Below are 12,414 nucleotides of genomic sequence, written 5' to 3' on the forward strand. Positions count from 1 at the left end.
GCTCATCCACGGTTGTAGCCGCAGGGGTGTCGGGCGACTTCGCCAAGCCTCGAATCGGATGGCCGTCCGGTTCGAGGCTCAGTCGCTTCCATCGCACAAAGTCTCCTCCGTGCAGATACAAGGGGTGTGTGACGGAGCGCGGCGGCGCCAAGCTGGAACACCCCTCATCCGACCGAGCTTCGCTCGGCCACCTTCTCCCGCAAGGGGAGAAGGGAAGGCCTGCGCGGACCGCTTCTCACCCCTTCCCCATCCTCTCCACCTCCCCCGCCGACAGGAACAACAACACCACGTCACTCATGCCCAGCAGCGGCGTGAAGGTGACGATCGTTATCCCGCCGGTGGCGTTGGTGCGGGTCAGGCCTTCGGAATAGATGTCGAGCGGCGGCTCCTCGTCGAACCAGACGCCGTGCAGCGTCTCGCCCTGCCATTTCTCGCGGCCCTTCTCGAAGCTCTTGAACGACAGCACGCTCTCACCGGCCTGGACATCGCCGCCGCCGCCATGGCGCACCACCACGCTGTCGAGCGCGCCCGGCGCGCCGCGGCCCATGATGGTCTGACGAATAGCGTCCGCCGGGATCATGCCGGTGCCCCAGGCCGCCTGCTGCTGCGGCGGGCCGACGAGCACGCGCTGCGGGTTGTCGCGCGTGCCCTCGCCGGTCACGCCGGCGGCCCACAGCCGCACGGGCGTGTCGAAAACCTTGCCTTGCCACCACGCGGGATAGCGGCCGGTCAGATGCATGGCCCATTCGGCGCCCCCGGCCCTGGTCTTGCCGAGCTGGTTGCCGGCCATGAACAGCCTTTCGCGGTTGAGCGCTCCCGCCGCGTGAAACTCGGCCTGGCGCCGATACGGTTTGTAGGCCGCCAGCAGGTTGCGGCGTCTTCGGCGGTCAAGTTCCGCCAGCAGCGCCAGATACTCCGTCTTCGCGGCGAGCGGCGGGCTCTTCGAGGAATGGCCTGAGGACGGCTTCGAGGCTGCGGATACGGCTGCGGATCTCTTCATCGCTCCAGGCGTCCAGTTGGTTGATGGCAACATCGAAGTCCCTGGGCAAGACGGACAGCACGATCTTCAGATACTGGTCGGGCTTGTCGGCCCGCACCTCGGCAATGACGCCGGCGCCATGCGCGCGGAAATCGGCCCGCACGGCGGCCAGGAAATCACCGCCCAGCGTCTTCTTCGTCCGCTTCGCGCGGGGCGTCGGCGCCAAGGCAGCCTTGGCGGCAGGCCTGCGCCTTGCCGGCTTTGTCATACGGCGCACCGGCCTGGCGTCGGCTTCGTCAGCCATCGGCCTGGCCCATCGCCTTCGCAGCGGCATTGTTGGCCGCCTTGCTTGCCTTCGGCATTGATCCGGCCGGATTCCTCGATCGGACGGCTTTCTTCTTCGTCCGCTTTGTCCGCTTGGATTTTGCGATCGCGGAAGGTTTTGGCGCCGCGGCCCGGGCTTTGAGCCGCGCCATGGCAAGCGACACCGCGTTGGCGCCGGCGCCCGGTAGCTCGAAAGAAAAGCCGCCGCCAGCATCCCGCACCATGCCGATCAGCACGCCGGATGCCACCGGCTCGATCCGGCCCAGACGCGGGCGTGGCGCCGCACCCTCAAACGCGCCGATGGCGCTGACGATTTCGCGGCCGTCATCGTCGGTGATGATCGTGGCGTAGCGTTGGGTCATTGGATTGCTCGCAAAGGTCGCGCTCTACGGCCCGCCAGCGTTCAAATAGGCAGCCACAGCGCCGTCACAGAAAGGGGGGCAGAAACACAAAACCCGCCTCGGCGGGCGGGTCGTTGGCGCAAATCAGCACCATGGACAAATATGTAGCATGGCTGCCCTCACCCGGTCAAGGAAAAAATTCCTATACCATCAAAAACCCTCCTTCTCGGCCAAGCTCTGCGCCGCCACTGATGCCCGCATTGGCTAGCCGGCTTTTCATCAGCCGCCAGCTGTGGGACCATCAGAAGAAGCTCATGGAATGATTCGCGTCGTACGGCCTTGTAGGAGAGGACGATGGACAGGCCAGCCATGGCATCCGTCTTCAGGATGCGGCATGCTCCAGCCACGGTTTCCGGTGTGCGCAGCACCGGTCAGGGCCAGGCTGATCCGATGATCCGCGTGAACTCGCTTGGCGACGCGATCCGCTTCGTCGCCAACGCCTACCCCAACTACGACATCAGCGCCGTCGCCATCACCTGCGGCGATCCGTCGATCCCGCGCCTCGGCAGCCTCGAGGTCAAGGCGGTGTGGCGCGAATATGGCGAGCGCCTGACGCAGGAATAGGCCGGTAGCACGAGCCAGCGCCTGCCCGGCATCGCGGTTGAAACCGGCTCCGCGCCTGGCTTCGGATCGGAAACGCCGCTGGCGCGTTTCCTCTTTGGTCAATGGAGGGAACACCATGAACGTCGCCAATCTGCAACTCGAAGGCCTGCTGATGGCAGTCGCCTCGATCAACCACGTCCTGGTTCGCAAGGGGGTGCTGACTTCGGAGGAGATCGATATCGCGCTGCGCAAGGCCGAGGCCAGCGAAACCGGCGAGGAGCGGTCCAACGGCATGTCGGCGTCGAGCCGCGACGCCGTCAATTTTCCGATCCGGCTGCTGGAACTCGCCAACCAGTGCCAGCCGGAAGCCGACATGCCGTCCTTCTCGAAACTGGCCCGCATGGTCGGCCAGATGAAGGAACCCTACAACGATCAGATGTGATGACATCACGCAGGGGCGATTGAAATAGTTGCGCTATTTGCGTTGCAAGAATTGTGCTCCCGCTGTTTCACACACTATTTTAGAGCGCCGATCATATTCGTTGCGCGCCTGCGGCACGCTTTGACTCTCCCCAATTTTAGTGCCGAATTCTTTGGCGATCTCGACGTCGATAAGATGAAAATTGGCCCTATGCAATTAAGAAAACCGCAACGCGACAGCGATACTGATTGCAAGTCGGGCGAAGATGGGAGACGGGGTGTTGGTCGAGGACAATATTTGGGCGGCTTCGCTCGAAGTTTATATCCGCAACTGGAAATGGGTTGTCGGATACATCTTCTTGGCCGGTGGACTAGCGTTGCTCAACAGGTTCATACACATCAACTCCGGAGCTTCAATCTTCGTCGGTGTAATGGTTTCGAGCTTCTTGGCGATTCCTGCTCACATCGCCGTTCTGACACAGCTTGATCCCGACCAGGTATCCGATTGGCTGAAGGAACGGCCCAAGGCATTCTTCACTTTCGTGAAGCGTTGCCTGTTGCTCGGCTTCCTCGGCGCGATAGGTCCACTTGCGTTTGGGATCGTCATGGTCATCGGCGGCATCCGTCCATCCGTCGCCATGCTGGCAGCGCTCCTGGTCTGGGTTCTTTCCGGCATCGCTGCGTTCGCGAAATGGGGCACCATGTTGCCTGCGGTCATTGCCGATGATGACCAAACGCTTGCAGTTGCCGGCCAACGCGGCTCCAAAGTGTTCGGCTATGCGTTCCCGCGTCTGCTGATCTCGTTCGGCTTGCTTACGGTATTGTTCGTAGCGATATTGATGTTGCTGGCCTCTCTGCTGGGCATCGATCCAAAGGATTCAAGCCCCGCGTCTTTTATCCTGCCTGTCATAGGCGCCATGATCGGCGCCTATCAAATCGTGATGACATCAGTCGTTTTGTCACGCTCGTACCTCAGGGCACAACCGGCTGCACGCCGGATGGCGGATAAGTCCTTGCTGTCCTTTCGAACCTGACAAACAACGACAAGCTGTGAGGCCAGGCCTGCTCATGCCCTGCCTGGCCAGCCCAGGTTCAGCGCCAGTACCCTGCCCGGGCCATGCACGGCGGCAAACAGCAGTCCGGCCATGAACGAAAAATGGTCGACGAAGAAGCCGAACTCGGCCTGGTTGCCGGCCCAGTGGCTGGGCCCGTGGAAGGCGAAGCCGAGGAACAGCACATAGGCGGCGGCTATCAGCGCTGCCTGTGTAAAGAAGGCGCCGCTCAGGAAGCACAGCACCAGCGCCACCTCCAGGATCGCCGCGCACCATGCCAGGAACAGCGGAAACGGAAAGCCGGCGGCTGCGATGAAACCTGCGGTGGCACCCATGCCCATGAATTTGAAGGTCACCGCCATCAGGAAGACGGCTGCGAAGATCAGGCGGGCAATGAGAAGGGCCGCGGTCTGCCACGGCGATTGGGTGAAGTCCGACATGCTGTCTCTCCAGGGTTGCAATGGATATCGACCCAAGGACGAGCGACGCCGTGCAGTTCCGACACCGGCCCGGAATTTTTTGTCCGCAAACGCTGCCGCGACGGACGTCGGCACCGGTCCGGCGCTTGCCGACAGGAGGCCGTCGCCGGGCTGCAACCTTGCCGCGGGCTGCCTGGAAAGCTACCCTCAACAGGGGGGCTTGATCAGTTTGCGAGGAGAGCCAGCAATGGCGACGGTCCGGTATCTCGTCAGCGATGTCGAGTTGGCGATAGAATTTTACACCAGCCATCTGGGGTTCGCGCTGCGGCAGCAGTTCGGTCCGGCGATGGCCATCCTCAAGCGCGACGACCTGACGTTCTGGCTCGCCGGCCCGATGGCGTCGGCGGCAAGACCGATGCCCGATGGCCGTACGCCGCAGCCGGGCGGCTGGAACCGCATCGTGATCGAGGTGCAGGACCTGCCGGCGCTCGCCGCCCGGATGCGCGATGCCGGCGTGCCGTTCCGCAACGAGATCGTCGACGCCCCGGCGGCCGCCAGATCCTTTGCGAGGACCCGTCCGGCAACGTGGTCGAGCTTTTTGAACCAAGGGCATGATTCCCTCCCGAAGCCCGCGGGATGATCATTTGGCCCTTCGTTGCCTCGCCTGGACCTAGTTCGCCACCGGCGCCGGCGTGCTGAGTTCGAGGAACGGCACCGTCGATCCGGGGATCATCGACTTCGGTAACTGCCCGTCCCACTTCTCGGCCTTGGTCAATTCGACCAGCAGCGGATTGTTGGCGAGGGCGGCGGCGCGCGCCTTGATCGCTTCGGCGGTCGCCTCGCCTTCGATCTTGGTCTTGTAGGCGCTGGCCTCGGCTTCCGCCTTCACGCTGTCGGCACGGCCCTTGGCCTGGGTGACCGCGATGTCGGCCTTGATCTTTTCCTGCTGCAGGTTCTGTTCCTGCTTCTGCACTTCCACCTGCGCCGTCATCCTTGCCTCGACCGCCTGCTCATAGGCGTCTGAAAAGTCGATGTTTTCGACCTGGACGCTGTCGATCATCACCGGGCCGTCCGTCACGGACGAGATGGCGTCGGCGACATCCTTGTTGAACTTGGCGCGGTTCTGGATCACCGACACGGCGTCGTACTGGCCGAACACCGTCTTGATCTCCTGCGGTGCCTTGCGGGCGATGACCCGGTCGGCCAGCGCTTCGATCGACCCGTAATTGGTGTAGACGTTGGAGACCTCCGCCTCCGGCACGTGGAAATTGACGGTGACGCGCATGTCGGCCGGCTGCTGGTCACGCGAATAAGCCTGCATGGCCGGCAAATTGCCGCAATCGCTCTGGTTCTCGCAGCCCCATTTCAACACCTGCTGGCGCAGGCTGATCTTCTCGACCCGCTGCAGCCAGGGCAGTTTGAAATGCAGGCCGGGATCGACGACCGAACTCAATGCGCCATTGGTCAACAGCACGCCGCGGTCGCCCTGGTCGATCGTGTACCAGGACCCCATGACGGCACCGACCAGCGCCAACACGATTGCCAGTGCGACAATGCCGCTGCCGATCGAGCGCGACCCGACGGCACCGTGCAGTTGGGCACGGTTCGAATTCCCTTGCGTGTCAGTCATTGCCAACCCCCGTTGTCATTGCCCGATCCCAGGATTGCACGGAATCATGCCGGCAAGATTGCTGAGATGTGGAGTGCCGCGGCCGTCCGCGCCAGTAAAATCGGATTATTTTCGGTTGCCAGCTGATAGCATCATCCTCCCCGGCTAGGGGGGAATCGACCATGGCCAAAAGCGATGACTATCGCCGCGCGGCGGCACCCGGCGATGGTTGCTGCCAGGATTGGCGGGAGATGCTCGTCCCCATGTCGACCCGCTGCTCGACAAGGTCGAGGCCGCCGGCTGGGATCGCGGCCAGGCCGCGTCTCGCCGCCAGACTGAACGCTGACCGAGGCCGACGCGCCAGGCCCTTGGCGCCAACGTTCAACAACAATTTGCGATCCTGAAACTTGTCCGTAACCGGCAAAGTGATATTGTAGACATGGCTAATGTACAGGCATGTCCGGTGCATCCATTTGGGGGGTAAGTTTTGGGCGCGAGCGTCAGGTTCAGGACGGGGTCCTATCTGGTCCGGTCACCGGTCCTCGAGTGTAGCGGCTGTGGCGGCACCGGGCAGGTTTTCCAATGCCCACGCTGGACAAGCTCCAACGGCCTTTGCTGTCCCGCCGGCACGCATCAGCGCGGCTGTCCCGGCGCCAGCGCGCCTTGCGCCGAATGCGGCGAGGCCGATCCCCATGCCGCTGGCCCCGCCCCGGCCTGACAGCCTGCGATCCGCGTCCGGCAGGCTTCTGTCCGCCGTATGCCATGGAACCAGCAGCGCCGATCGCTGTTATGTCTGATCGCGGCATCCTATATACTGGTGTTCCGCGACCGTGCGGCTGACAGAAAGCGAGGCACGCAATGCCCGACGACAAAACGAAGATCAAGCAGGACCGAAAGCTGGTTTCGAGCGAGGAGACCTATGAGGTCGCCGCCTTCGCGCGCAAATACGGCATCCCGCAGAGCGAAGCCCAGACCATCATCAAGCGCTACGGCCCGTCGCGCAAGAAGCTCGACAACCACATGGCCGCGCGCGGCTAGGCAGCGAGCCGCAACCATTTCGCCGGCATTGCGTTGAAGGATGCTGCGGGCCACATCGAACGGGTTGGTAGCACCAACCTGTTCGGCGGTACGATGAACCGGATTTTTTCCCGGTTTCTGACCAACGAAATGGCGAGCATCTGTTCCGCCCGGCCCCCGGCGTGCCAGACTGACGAAAGCCAGACCGAGGGAGGGCCGCGATCATGTCCGACACTACACGCAGAACCGGCAGTTGCCTGTGCGGCGGCGTGCATTTCGTCGTCACCGGCCAGCCAACACGCGTCGGCCTTTGCCACTGCAAGGACTGCCGCAAGGCCAGCGGCTCGGCCTATTCGGCCTTCGCCATCTGGCCGCGCGACGCCTTCGAGACATCGGGCGAAGTCGCCTCTTACGGCACGCGCAGCTTCTGCCCGACCTGCGGGGGCCGCGTCGCCTGGGTCGGCGACGATGAAGTCGAGGTGATGCTCGGCAGCCTCGACGTCGCGCCGACCGACCTGGAGCCGCAATATGAATTGTGGATCAGCCGCCGCGAGACATGGCTGCATGCCTTGCCCGGCACCGAACAATTCGAGCACGACCGGCCCCTTGACGGGCCAGCGCCGGAAGACGCCGCTCCGCCGCCACCGCGACCTTTGTCCGACGCCGTCGCGCACGACTGAAAATTGATCTTTCGGGCCTGGAACCCTCCCTTGTCGACGGCGTTATCCGGCGCCCCTCAAAGTACCGTTGTCCCACATCCGCGGTCACTGTCGGGCGACATGCACGGAGACTTCAGTTGAACGACAAGATGTTCCCCCGACCAATCCGCCTAAAATTCTCCCCCGAGCGTGAACGCGTCGTGCGTAGCGCCTGGGAGGGCCTGGAATGCCTCGGCGACTGGCCGGCCGGCCAGGGCCGGCGATACCGGGCGGCGCTGCGCAGTTGCCGCGATGCGCTGGATGGCTGGACGCCGCCGGAAAAGGCGATGCGGGCGATGATCGACGCCGCGCGCGAAGCCCGCATCCTTCAATAATAGCGGGAAAACCGGAGGTGGGAAAAACAATGGCCGAAATGATGCTGTCGACACCGGTGCGGATCAAGCCGCACGGCTCGGACACGATCCGTGAGGTGGCGACCCTGCAGGACGCCAGTGAAATCCTCATCGACTGGCCGCATGCCAGCCGCGGTCCATTCTACCAGGCCGCGCGCGAAAAGATCGAGGCGGCGCTGGAAGACAAGGACGGCGCGGCACAGGCGCAGGAAGCCTTCACGGCGCTGTGCGATCATGCCGGTGTGCTGGTTCGCTAACCCAAGAAGCAGGCGACGCCCCTCGCCTGCTTCTCTGTTGATGCCGATCCCTATTTTTGCGTGGGCAGATCGCCATCCACGATCGGATGAGAGGTCTCGAACCCAAAACTCTTCGGCGCCATCAGCATCAGGACGATGACGATGGCGATAGAGGCAATAAACGTGGCTGTGCTGGCAATATCTCTCAAGGCCCCGTCCTTTCAAATTGAATTCCTGAAAGAAACGTTTCGTCGGATACGAGGTTCCGGCTTGCGGAAATAACGCCGCCAGCCAAGCTTTCTACTTGGCGGGCGGCTGGGCCGGCACTTCGCCCGGTTTGATCACCGGTGTCTTGCCTACGTCGGGCGCCGGCGTGGCCATGCCCTGGTCGCCGGTGGCCGGCGGCTTCAGCACCCCGCCGCAATCATTGAGCTTTTCGCTCAGATTTCCGCCACCTGGCTGCTGCTTGCCTTGATCGGGCTGGACCCGGCATTTGTCGGCCTGCGGGGCCGGGTTGTCGGTGCGCTGCTGCTGATCTATCTGTGCCGCCGCCGGCACGGCCAGGGCCAGCATCAGCGACGCGATAACCAGAGGTTTCATCCGAGCCTCCTTTTGCTTTTTTTTGACGGCCGCCCGCGGCAGCCTTCCTCGCAGGGACAACGCCCAACCGCGCGAAAGGTTGGCGAACAAAGGTGGACACCGAGCGACCGCCCGCAACCAAATCCGGCCTCCGGCCGTTGCCGGCAAGGAGGCACCACCATGTTTGGTATCTTTCAGTCGATGGAAATCGATACCGGCGAAGCCGGCATATTTATCCGCCGTGCGGGCAACGGTCCGGCGCTGCTGCTCCTGCACGGTTTTCCGCAGACCCATCTGATGTGGCGCGACGTGGCGCCTGAATTGGCCGAGCGGTTTACCGTCATCTGCGCCGACCTGCGCGGCTACGGCGCCAGCGCGTGCCCTTCGTCCGACAGCGCTCATGCCCCTTACGCCAAACGGGCCATGGCCGCCGACATGGCTGCCCTGATGGCCAAACTCGGCTTCGGCAGCTTCATGGTCGCCGGCCATGATCGCGGTGGGCGGGTCGCCTACCGCATGGCACTCGATCATCCCGGCCGCGTTGAAAAGCTCGCGGTGCTGGACATCGTCGCAACGGCCGACGCCTGGGATCGGGCCGACGCCAGACTGGCGCAGGGCTACTGGCCCTGGTCGCTGCTGGCGCAGCCCGAGCCCTTGCCGGAATTGATGCTGGCGGGAGCCGCCGAGGCGGTCGTTGACAACGCGCTCGGCGGCTGGGGATCGTCGCCGTCGGCATTTCCGCCCGAGGTGCGCCAGGCCTATGTCGATGCCTTGCGCGATCCCGCCCACATCCACGCCATCTGCGAGGAATACCGCGCGGCGGCGACGCTCGACCGCGAGCACGACCATGCCGACAAGGCCGCCGGCCGGCGTATCCGCTGTCCGGTGCTGGCGCTGTGGAGCGGGCAAGGCGCGCTTGCCGACTGGTACGCGGGCGAAGGCGGGCCGCTGGCTCTTTGGCGAGGCTGGGCCGATGATGTCCGCGGCCAAGCCATGCCCGGCGGCCATTTCTTCCCCGAGGAGGCGTGGCAACAAACCGCCCGGGCATTGGCGAATTTCTTCGGCGAACCAGATCGCGCCTAGTGGTCGACCTTGCCTGGACTATCGCCCGAGCGAGGAGACGGCGCACCGCGATCTCCTTTTATGTCTTGCGGGTGGGGACCGAGCCGATAGACCAGCCCCGCGACGACCAGCACGATCAGCGTGGCAAGACCGGCCACTTGCCACAGGCCAAGACCGCATGCGACGCCGATCGCGCCGGCGAGCCACATCCCGGCGCCCGTAGTCAGCCCGTGCACCTCTCCACGCGAAAACAGGATTGACCCGGCGGCGAGAAAGGCAACGCCGGCAGTCACCGCCTCGACCACGCGGATCGGATCGACCTTGACGGAGTCCTGCGCGAACATTGGCGCATGGACAATCTCGATGGTGAGGATGCCGAAGGTGGCAGCGGCCACGCAGATCAGGATGTGGGTGCGCAGCCCGGCGGGACGGTTGCGCCATTCGCGCTCGAAGCCGATCACCGCGCCGTAAAGCGCCGCGAGCAGCAAACGCGCGGCAATGACCGGGAACGAGGTGTAGCTCGGATGGCCGAATTCCTCGACGAGTTGTTCCATGATTCCCTCTGAAGATCTGGAGTGCACAACGTGGACGACGTGCGGGAGTTCCGTCCACGAGGCGAGCGGGTGGAACCTGCCGTCTTCGATGCGCGACAGGGAACCTTGCCAAGCGGACGGAGTTGCGTTCTCGACCTTTGAACCAGGAGGAAACTGATGGCCATTGAGAAAAACGACCTCGACCGTGTCTGGAAGCTGATGGATAAGATAGGCTTCTGCATGTTGGCCACCCGCGAAGGCGACGACATCCGCTCGCGACCGATGGCGGCGCATGTCGTGCGGGGTGAGAACGCCGTTTACTTCCTCACCGACGTCGATAGCCACAAGGATGACGAGATCGAGGCGGAGCCTAATGTCGCCTTGGCCTTTGCGGATTCCGGTGGACAGAAATACGTCTCCGTCAGCGGACAGGCGGAAGTCTCCAATGACCGCGCCAAGATCAAGGAATTGTGGTCGACACCGGCCAAGGCCTGGTGGGACAGCGCTGACGATCCGGCGATCCGCGTGCTCAAGATCACGCCCAAGGATGCTCAGTACTGGGACAGTCCCGGCACCGTGGTCAGTTATGTGAAGATGCTGGCGGCGGCAGTCAGCGACAGCCGTCCGGAGATTGGCGATAGCGGCAAGGTCAGAATGTAGCTCCGACAGCGCAGGTCGCGCCCGCGGTGCGGCCTGCATTGCATCGTGCGGCAGGTTTGACTGACGGAAAAGTTCTAGCCGCGTCGGGTAGGCCGAGAGTGTCCGCTATCGTCCTGATGCTGCGTGGCAGGCGGATCGGCCCTTTGCGGGCACTCCTCGAAGCGGTGGTCTCGGCCGCCGCAGAAGGAACAGCACATAGCTTCGCGGCCCTCGTTTCCGGGCCACCATTGCGGCGTTTCGTAAGGCTTCCTGCCATCCATGACCAGCAATGCGCGATGCCTGATTTGGTTGCGTGGGCGGCCACCGCGTCTTTCCCGCGCAATGCGCGGCCCGTCGCGGAACCGGCGGACACATCCCGGGTTTTATGGGACAATGCAGCATCCTGAACCAAAGAGAAGCCGTCATGCCCGCTCGCCTTCCTGTCCTGTTGATGTCCTTGGGCGCCTTGCTCGCGGCGACCGCTGCAGCCGAGGCTCGCCCCGACAGCCGAGGCATGAGTTGTGCCGACATCCGGGCCATGATCCAGAGCCGTCGCGCCGTGGTGCTGACCACGGGACCGAACACCTATGACCGCTATGTCAGGCAGTTCGGCAATGAATGCGATTGGCCGGAAGTGCCGATGTCGGCCTATATCCCGGCGCGCGACGGGCACTGCCCGGTCTATCGCTGCGAAGAGCCGGTCGACAACTTCCCGAATTGACGCCTCGCCGTCCTGACGGCATAAGCATCCGAGCTTCTCCCGCTTCGTCTAATGGTAGGACAGCGCCCTTTGAAGGCGTGAATCGTGGTTCGAGCCCATGAGCGGGAACCAGCCACAATCAGATCGCTGGCTTCTGGACCTTCCTTCTGTCGAACATCCACCGCATGAGGGATGTTCAGGACATGGCCCCGGACAAGAACGCAAAGCCGCCTTCCCCGGTGTCTCGGCGGCAATCGAGCGGGCACATCCCACCGTGTTTGCAACCGAGCCCCAAGCCTGCCTTCCGCGATCACACCATAGGCTAACGCGGCCACGTGGTTCACAGTGCAATCACAAGCGGTCGATTCCTTCGGGATGTAGCCACTGCGAAAGCCCGCTGCGGGTCGCTCCCGTGGCGGGCTTTCCCATGGGGACCAAGGTCCCATGGCCCTCGCGCAAAGGTCTGATGTAACCGCTTTGGTTCCGGTATCGTCCATTGGACGTTCCGTTACTTTATCCAATCGCGATATACATCTCCTTCATTTGAATGCTTCAGTTGAATTGGACGTGCCGCATATATGGCCAGCCGGCAGCCGCCCCAGGCCGGTTAGGCCCGGTGCGCTGCTTTCCCCAACCAGAGGTGTACCGGGCCGCCCTAAGGATGAAAGCCCGCGCTCTCGGCCAGAGGCGCGCGGGCCGATCGGAAGCCCGATCTTCGGCAGAGATGCCCCCGCCCTGCCGACAAACACAAACAATTAGAAACGACTAATGTTCCATCAGCCCGTCATTCATCTTCGATCGAATGCCGGTTTCCCGTCGCGGCAAAATTGCCACTCAATTAGCAGGGACT

The 12,414-nt window shown here is 63.4% G+C and carries 18 protein-coding genes, 1 tRNA gene and 1 pseudogene; 12 read left to right on the forward strand and 8 right to left on the reverse strand.

Going from position 1 to position 12,414, the window contains the following annotated elements:
- Positions 1 to 235: 235 nt before the first annotated feature.
- Genes D3242_RS31140 through D3242_RS31150 form a run of 3 tightly spaced genes read right to left on the reverse strand, consistent with a single transcriptional unit; the run spans position 236 to position 1,665 of the window.
- Positions 236 to 1,000: a terminase large subunit domain-containing protein gene (locus D3242_RS31140; protein ID WP_019859289.1), complete on the reverse strand. Its 765-nt coding sequence runs from the start codon at positions 998 to 1,000 to the stop codon at positions 236 to 238.
- Positions 888 to 1,283, reverse strand: a complete 396-nt coding sequence (locus D3242_RS31145) for a hypothetical protein (RefSeq protein WP_019859290.1) — start codon at positions 1,281 to 1,283, stop codon at positions 888 to 890. The genes D3242_RS31140 and D3242_RS31145 overlap by 113 nt, the downstream gene beginning before the upstream one ends.
- Positions 1,276 to 1,665 carry a hypothetical protein gene (locus tag D3242_RS31150; RefSeq protein WP_064981757.1) on the reverse strand — a complete coding sequence of 130 codons (390 nt, stop codon included), beginning with the start codon at positions 1,663 to 1,665 and terminating at the stop codon, positions 1,276 to 1,278. Before D3242_RS31150 ends, D3242_RS31145 begins: the two co-directional genes overlap by 8 nt.
- 333 nt (positions 1,666 to 1,998) lie before the next feature.
- On the opposite strand from D3242_RS31150, the gene D3242_RS31155 reads away from it, so the two are divergent.
- From D3242_RS31155 to D3242_RS31165, 3 genes are all read left to right on the forward strand, one after another.
- Entirely contained in the window at positions 1,999 to 2,268 is a 270-nt protein-coding gene (locus tag D3242_RS31155; protein ID WP_019859292.1) for a hypothetical protein, read from the forward strand.
- Positions 2,269 to 2,383: 115 nt separating this feature from the next.
- Positions 2,384 to 2,689 carry a hypothetical protein gene (locus D3242_RS31160; RefSeq protein WP_019859293.1) on the forward strand — a complete coding sequence of 102 codons (306 nt, stop codon included), beginning with the start codon at positions 2,384 to 2,386 and terminating at the stop codon, positions 2,687 to 2,689.
- A 259-nt stretch (positions 2,690 to 2,948) separates the two neighbouring features.
- Positions 2,949 to 3,701 (forward strand): hypothetical protein, encoded by a 753-nt coding sequence (locus D3242_RS31165; protein WP_147377512.1) that lies wholly within the window; start codon positions 2,949 to 2,951, stop codon positions 3,699 to 3,701.
- 32 nt (positions 3,702 to 3,733) lie between these two features.
- Here the strand turns inward: D3242_RS31165 and D3242_RS31170 are convergent, their stop codons facing one another.
- Positions 3,734 to 4,159, reverse strand: a complete 426-nt coding sequence (locus D3242_RS31170) for a DoxX family protein (protein WP_010910424.1) — start codon at positions 4,157 to 4,159, stop codon at positions 3,734 to 3,736.
- 226 nt (positions 4,160 to 4,385) lie between these two features.
- Between D3242_RS31170 and D3242_RS31175 the strand changes: the two are divergent.
- Positions 4,386 to 4,753 (forward strand): annotated as a pseudogene (locus D3242_RS31175) (VOC family protein).
- A gap of 55 nt (positions 4,754 to 4,808) precedes the next feature.
- Here D3242_RS31175 and D3242_RS31180 read toward each other — a convergent pair.
- Positions 4,809 to 5,768, reverse strand: a complete 960-nt coding sequence (locus D3242_RS31180) for a prohibitin family protein (RefSeq protein WP_081295932.1) — start codon at positions 5,766 to 5,768, stop codon at positions 4,809 to 4,811.
- Positions 5,769 to 6,605: 837 nt separating this feature from the next.
- Between D3242_RS31180 and D3242_RS31190 the strand changes: the two genes are divergently transcribed.
- The 4 genes from D3242_RS31190 (at position 6,606) to D3242_RS31205 (ending at position 8,072) form a co-directional block, all read left to right on the forward strand.
- Positions 6,606 to 6,785, forward strand: coding sequence for a DUF3606 domain-containing protein (locus tag D3242_RS31190; protein WP_010910426.1), 180 nt, complete (start codon positions 6,606 to 6,608; stop codon positions 6,783 to 6,785).
- A 203-nt stretch (positions 6,786 to 6,988) separates the two neighbouring features.
- Positions 6,989 to 7,444 (forward strand): GFA family protein, encoded by a 456-nt coding sequence (locus D3242_RS31195; RefSeq protein WP_064981763.1) that lies wholly within the window; start codon positions 6,989 to 6,991, stop codon positions 7,442 to 7,444.
- A 116-nt stretch (positions 7,445 to 7,560) separates the two neighbouring features.
- Entirely contained in the window at positions 7,561 to 7,797 is a 237-nt protein-coding gene (locus D3242_RS31200; RefSeq protein ID WP_019859297.1) for a DUF982 domain-containing protein, read from the forward strand.
- Positions 7,798 to 7,826: 29 nt separating this feature from the next.
- Positions 7,827 to 8,072 carry a DUF982 domain-containing protein gene (locus D3242_RS31205; RefSeq protein ID WP_019859298.1) on the forward strand — a complete coding sequence of 82 codons (246 nt, stop codon included), beginning with the start codon at positions 7,827 to 7,829 and terminating at the stop codon, positions 8,070 to 8,072.
- Between the two features lie 50 nt (positions 8,073 to 8,122).
- Here D3242_RS31205 and D3242_RS33750 read toward each other — a convergent pair whose 3' ends face one another.
- Together D3242_RS33750 and D3242_RS31210 are read right to left on the reverse strand one after the other, a co-directional pair.
- Positions 8,123 to 8,260, reverse strand: coding sequence for a hypothetical protein (locus tag D3242_RS33750; protein ID WP_019859300.1), 138 nt, complete (start codon positions 8,258 to 8,260; stop codon positions 8,123 to 8,125).
- A 91-nt stretch (positions 8,261 to 8,351) separates the two neighbouring features.
- Positions 8,352 to 8,651: a hypothetical protein gene (locus D3242_RS31210; protein WP_064981963.1), complete on the reverse strand. Its 300-nt coding sequence runs from the start codon at positions 8,649 to 8,651 to the stop codon at positions 8,352 to 8,354.
- Between the two features lie 159 nt (positions 8,652 to 8,810).
- On the opposite strand from D3242_RS31210, the gene D3242_RS31215 reads away from it, so the two are divergent.
- Positions 8,811 to 9,713 carry an alpha/beta fold hydrolase gene (locus D3242_RS31215; protein ID WP_064981765.1) on the forward strand — a complete coding sequence of 301 codons (903 nt, stop codon included), beginning with the start codon at positions 8,811 to 8,813 and terminating at the stop codon, positions 9,711 to 9,713.
- Here the strand turns inward: D3242_RS31215 and D3242_RS31220 are convergent.
- Entirely contained in the window at positions 9,710 to 10,246 is a 537-nt protein-coding gene (locus tag D3242_RS31220; protein ID WP_064981766.1) for an MgtC/SapB family protein, read from the reverse strand. The two genes, D3242_RS31215 and D3242_RS31220, sit on opposite strands and share 4 nt — an antisense overlap.
- 156 nt (positions 10,247 to 10,402) lie before the next feature.
- Between D3242_RS31220 and D3242_RS31225 the strand changes: the two genes are divergently transcribed.
- The 3 genes from D3242_RS31225 to D3242_RS31235 all read left to right on the forward strand — a co-directional run bounded on the left by D3242_RS31225 (position 10,403) and on the right by D3242_RS31235 (position 11,696).
- Positions 10,403 to 10,885, forward strand: coding sequence for a pyridoxamine 5'-phosphate oxidase family protein (locus D3242_RS31225; protein WP_019859304.1), 483 nt, complete (start codon positions 10,403 to 10,405; stop codon positions 10,883 to 10,885).
- A gap of 403 nt (positions 10,886 to 11,288) precedes the next feature.
- Entirely contained in the window at positions 11,289 to 11,585 is a 297-nt protein-coding gene (locus tag D3242_RS31230) for a hypothetical protein (RefSeq protein WP_064981965.1), read from the forward strand.
- 37 nt (positions 11,586 to 11,622) lie between these two features.
- Positions 11,623 to 11,696, forward strand: a tRNA-Gln gene (locus D3242_RS31235).
- Positions 11,697 to 12,414: the final 718 nt, after the last annotated feature.

Source organism: Mesorhizobium jarvisii (genome assembly GCF_003601985.1).
GTDB lineage: Bacteria > Pseudomonadota > Alphaproteobacteria > Rhizobiales > Rhizobiaceae > Mesorhizobium > Mesorhizobium jarvisii.

What these genes read in the sequence shown, in the direction of transcription:
- D3242_RS31215 (WP_064981765.1), top strand. Translation starts at nt 8,811, where the DNA reads ATGTTTGGTATCTTTCAGTCGATGGAAATCGATACCGGCGAAGCCGGC.
- D3242_RS31220 (WP_064981766.1), bottom strand. Translation starts at nt 10,246, where the DNA reads ATGGAACAACTCGTCGAGGAATTCGGCCATCCGAGCTACACCTCGTTC.
- D3242_RS31225 (WP_019859304.1), top strand. Translation starts at nt 10,403, where the DNA reads ATGGCCATTGAGAAAAACGACCTCGACCGTGTCTGGAAGCTGATGGAT.
- D3242_RS31205 (WP_019859298.1), top strand. Translation starts at nt 7,827, where the DNA reads ATGGCCGAAATGATGCTGTCGACACCGGTGCGGATCAAGCCGCACGGC.
- D3242_RS31150 (WP_064981757.1), bottom strand. Translation starts at nt 1,665, where the DNA reads ATGACCCAACGCTACGCCACGATCATCACCGACGATGACGGCCGCGAA.
- D3242_RS31230 (WP_064981965.1), top strand. Translation starts at nt 11,289, where the DNA reads ATGCCCGCTCGCCTTCCTGTCCTGTTGATGTCCTTGGGCGCCTTGCTC.
- D3242_RS31190 (WP_010910426.1), top strand. Translation starts at nt 6,606, where the DNA reads ATGCCCGACGACAAAACGAAGATCAAGCAGGACCGAAAGCTGGTTTCG.
- D3242_RS31195 (WP_064981763.1), top strand. Translation starts at nt 6,989, where the DNA reads ATGTCCGACACTACACGCAGAACCGGCAGTTGCCTGTGCGGCGGCGTG.
- D3242_RS31170 (WP_010910424.1), bottom strand. Translation starts at nt 4,159, where the DNA reads ATGTCGGACTTCACCCAATCGCCGTGGCAGACCGCGGCCCTTCTCATT.
- D3242_RS31210 (WP_064981963.1), bottom strand. Translation starts at nt 8,651, where the DNA reads ATGAAACCTCTGGTTATCGCGTCGCTGATGCTGGCCCTGGCCGTGCCG.
- D3242_RS31145 (WP_019859290.1), bottom strand. Translation starts at nt 1,283, where the DNA reads ATGGCTGACGAAGCCGACGCCAGGCCGGTGCGCCGTATGACAAAGCCG.
- D3242_RS31180 (WP_081295932.1), bottom strand. Translation starts at nt 5,768, where the DNA reads ATGACTGACACGCAAGGGAATTCGAACCGTGCCCAACTGCACGGTGCC.
- D3242_RS31160 (WP_019859293.1), top strand. Translation starts at nt 2,384, where the DNA reads ATGAACGTCGCCAATCTGCAACTCGAAGGCCTGCTGATGGCAGTCGCC.
- D3242_RS31140 (WP_019859289.1), bottom strand. Translation starts at nt 1,000, where the DNA reads ATGAAGAGATCCGCAGCCGTATCCGCAGCCTCGAAGCCGTCCTCAGGC.
- D3242_RS31155 (WP_019859292.1), top strand. Translation starts at nt 1,999, where the DNA reads ATGGACAGGCCAGCCATGGCATCCGTCTTCAGGATGCGGCATGCTCCA.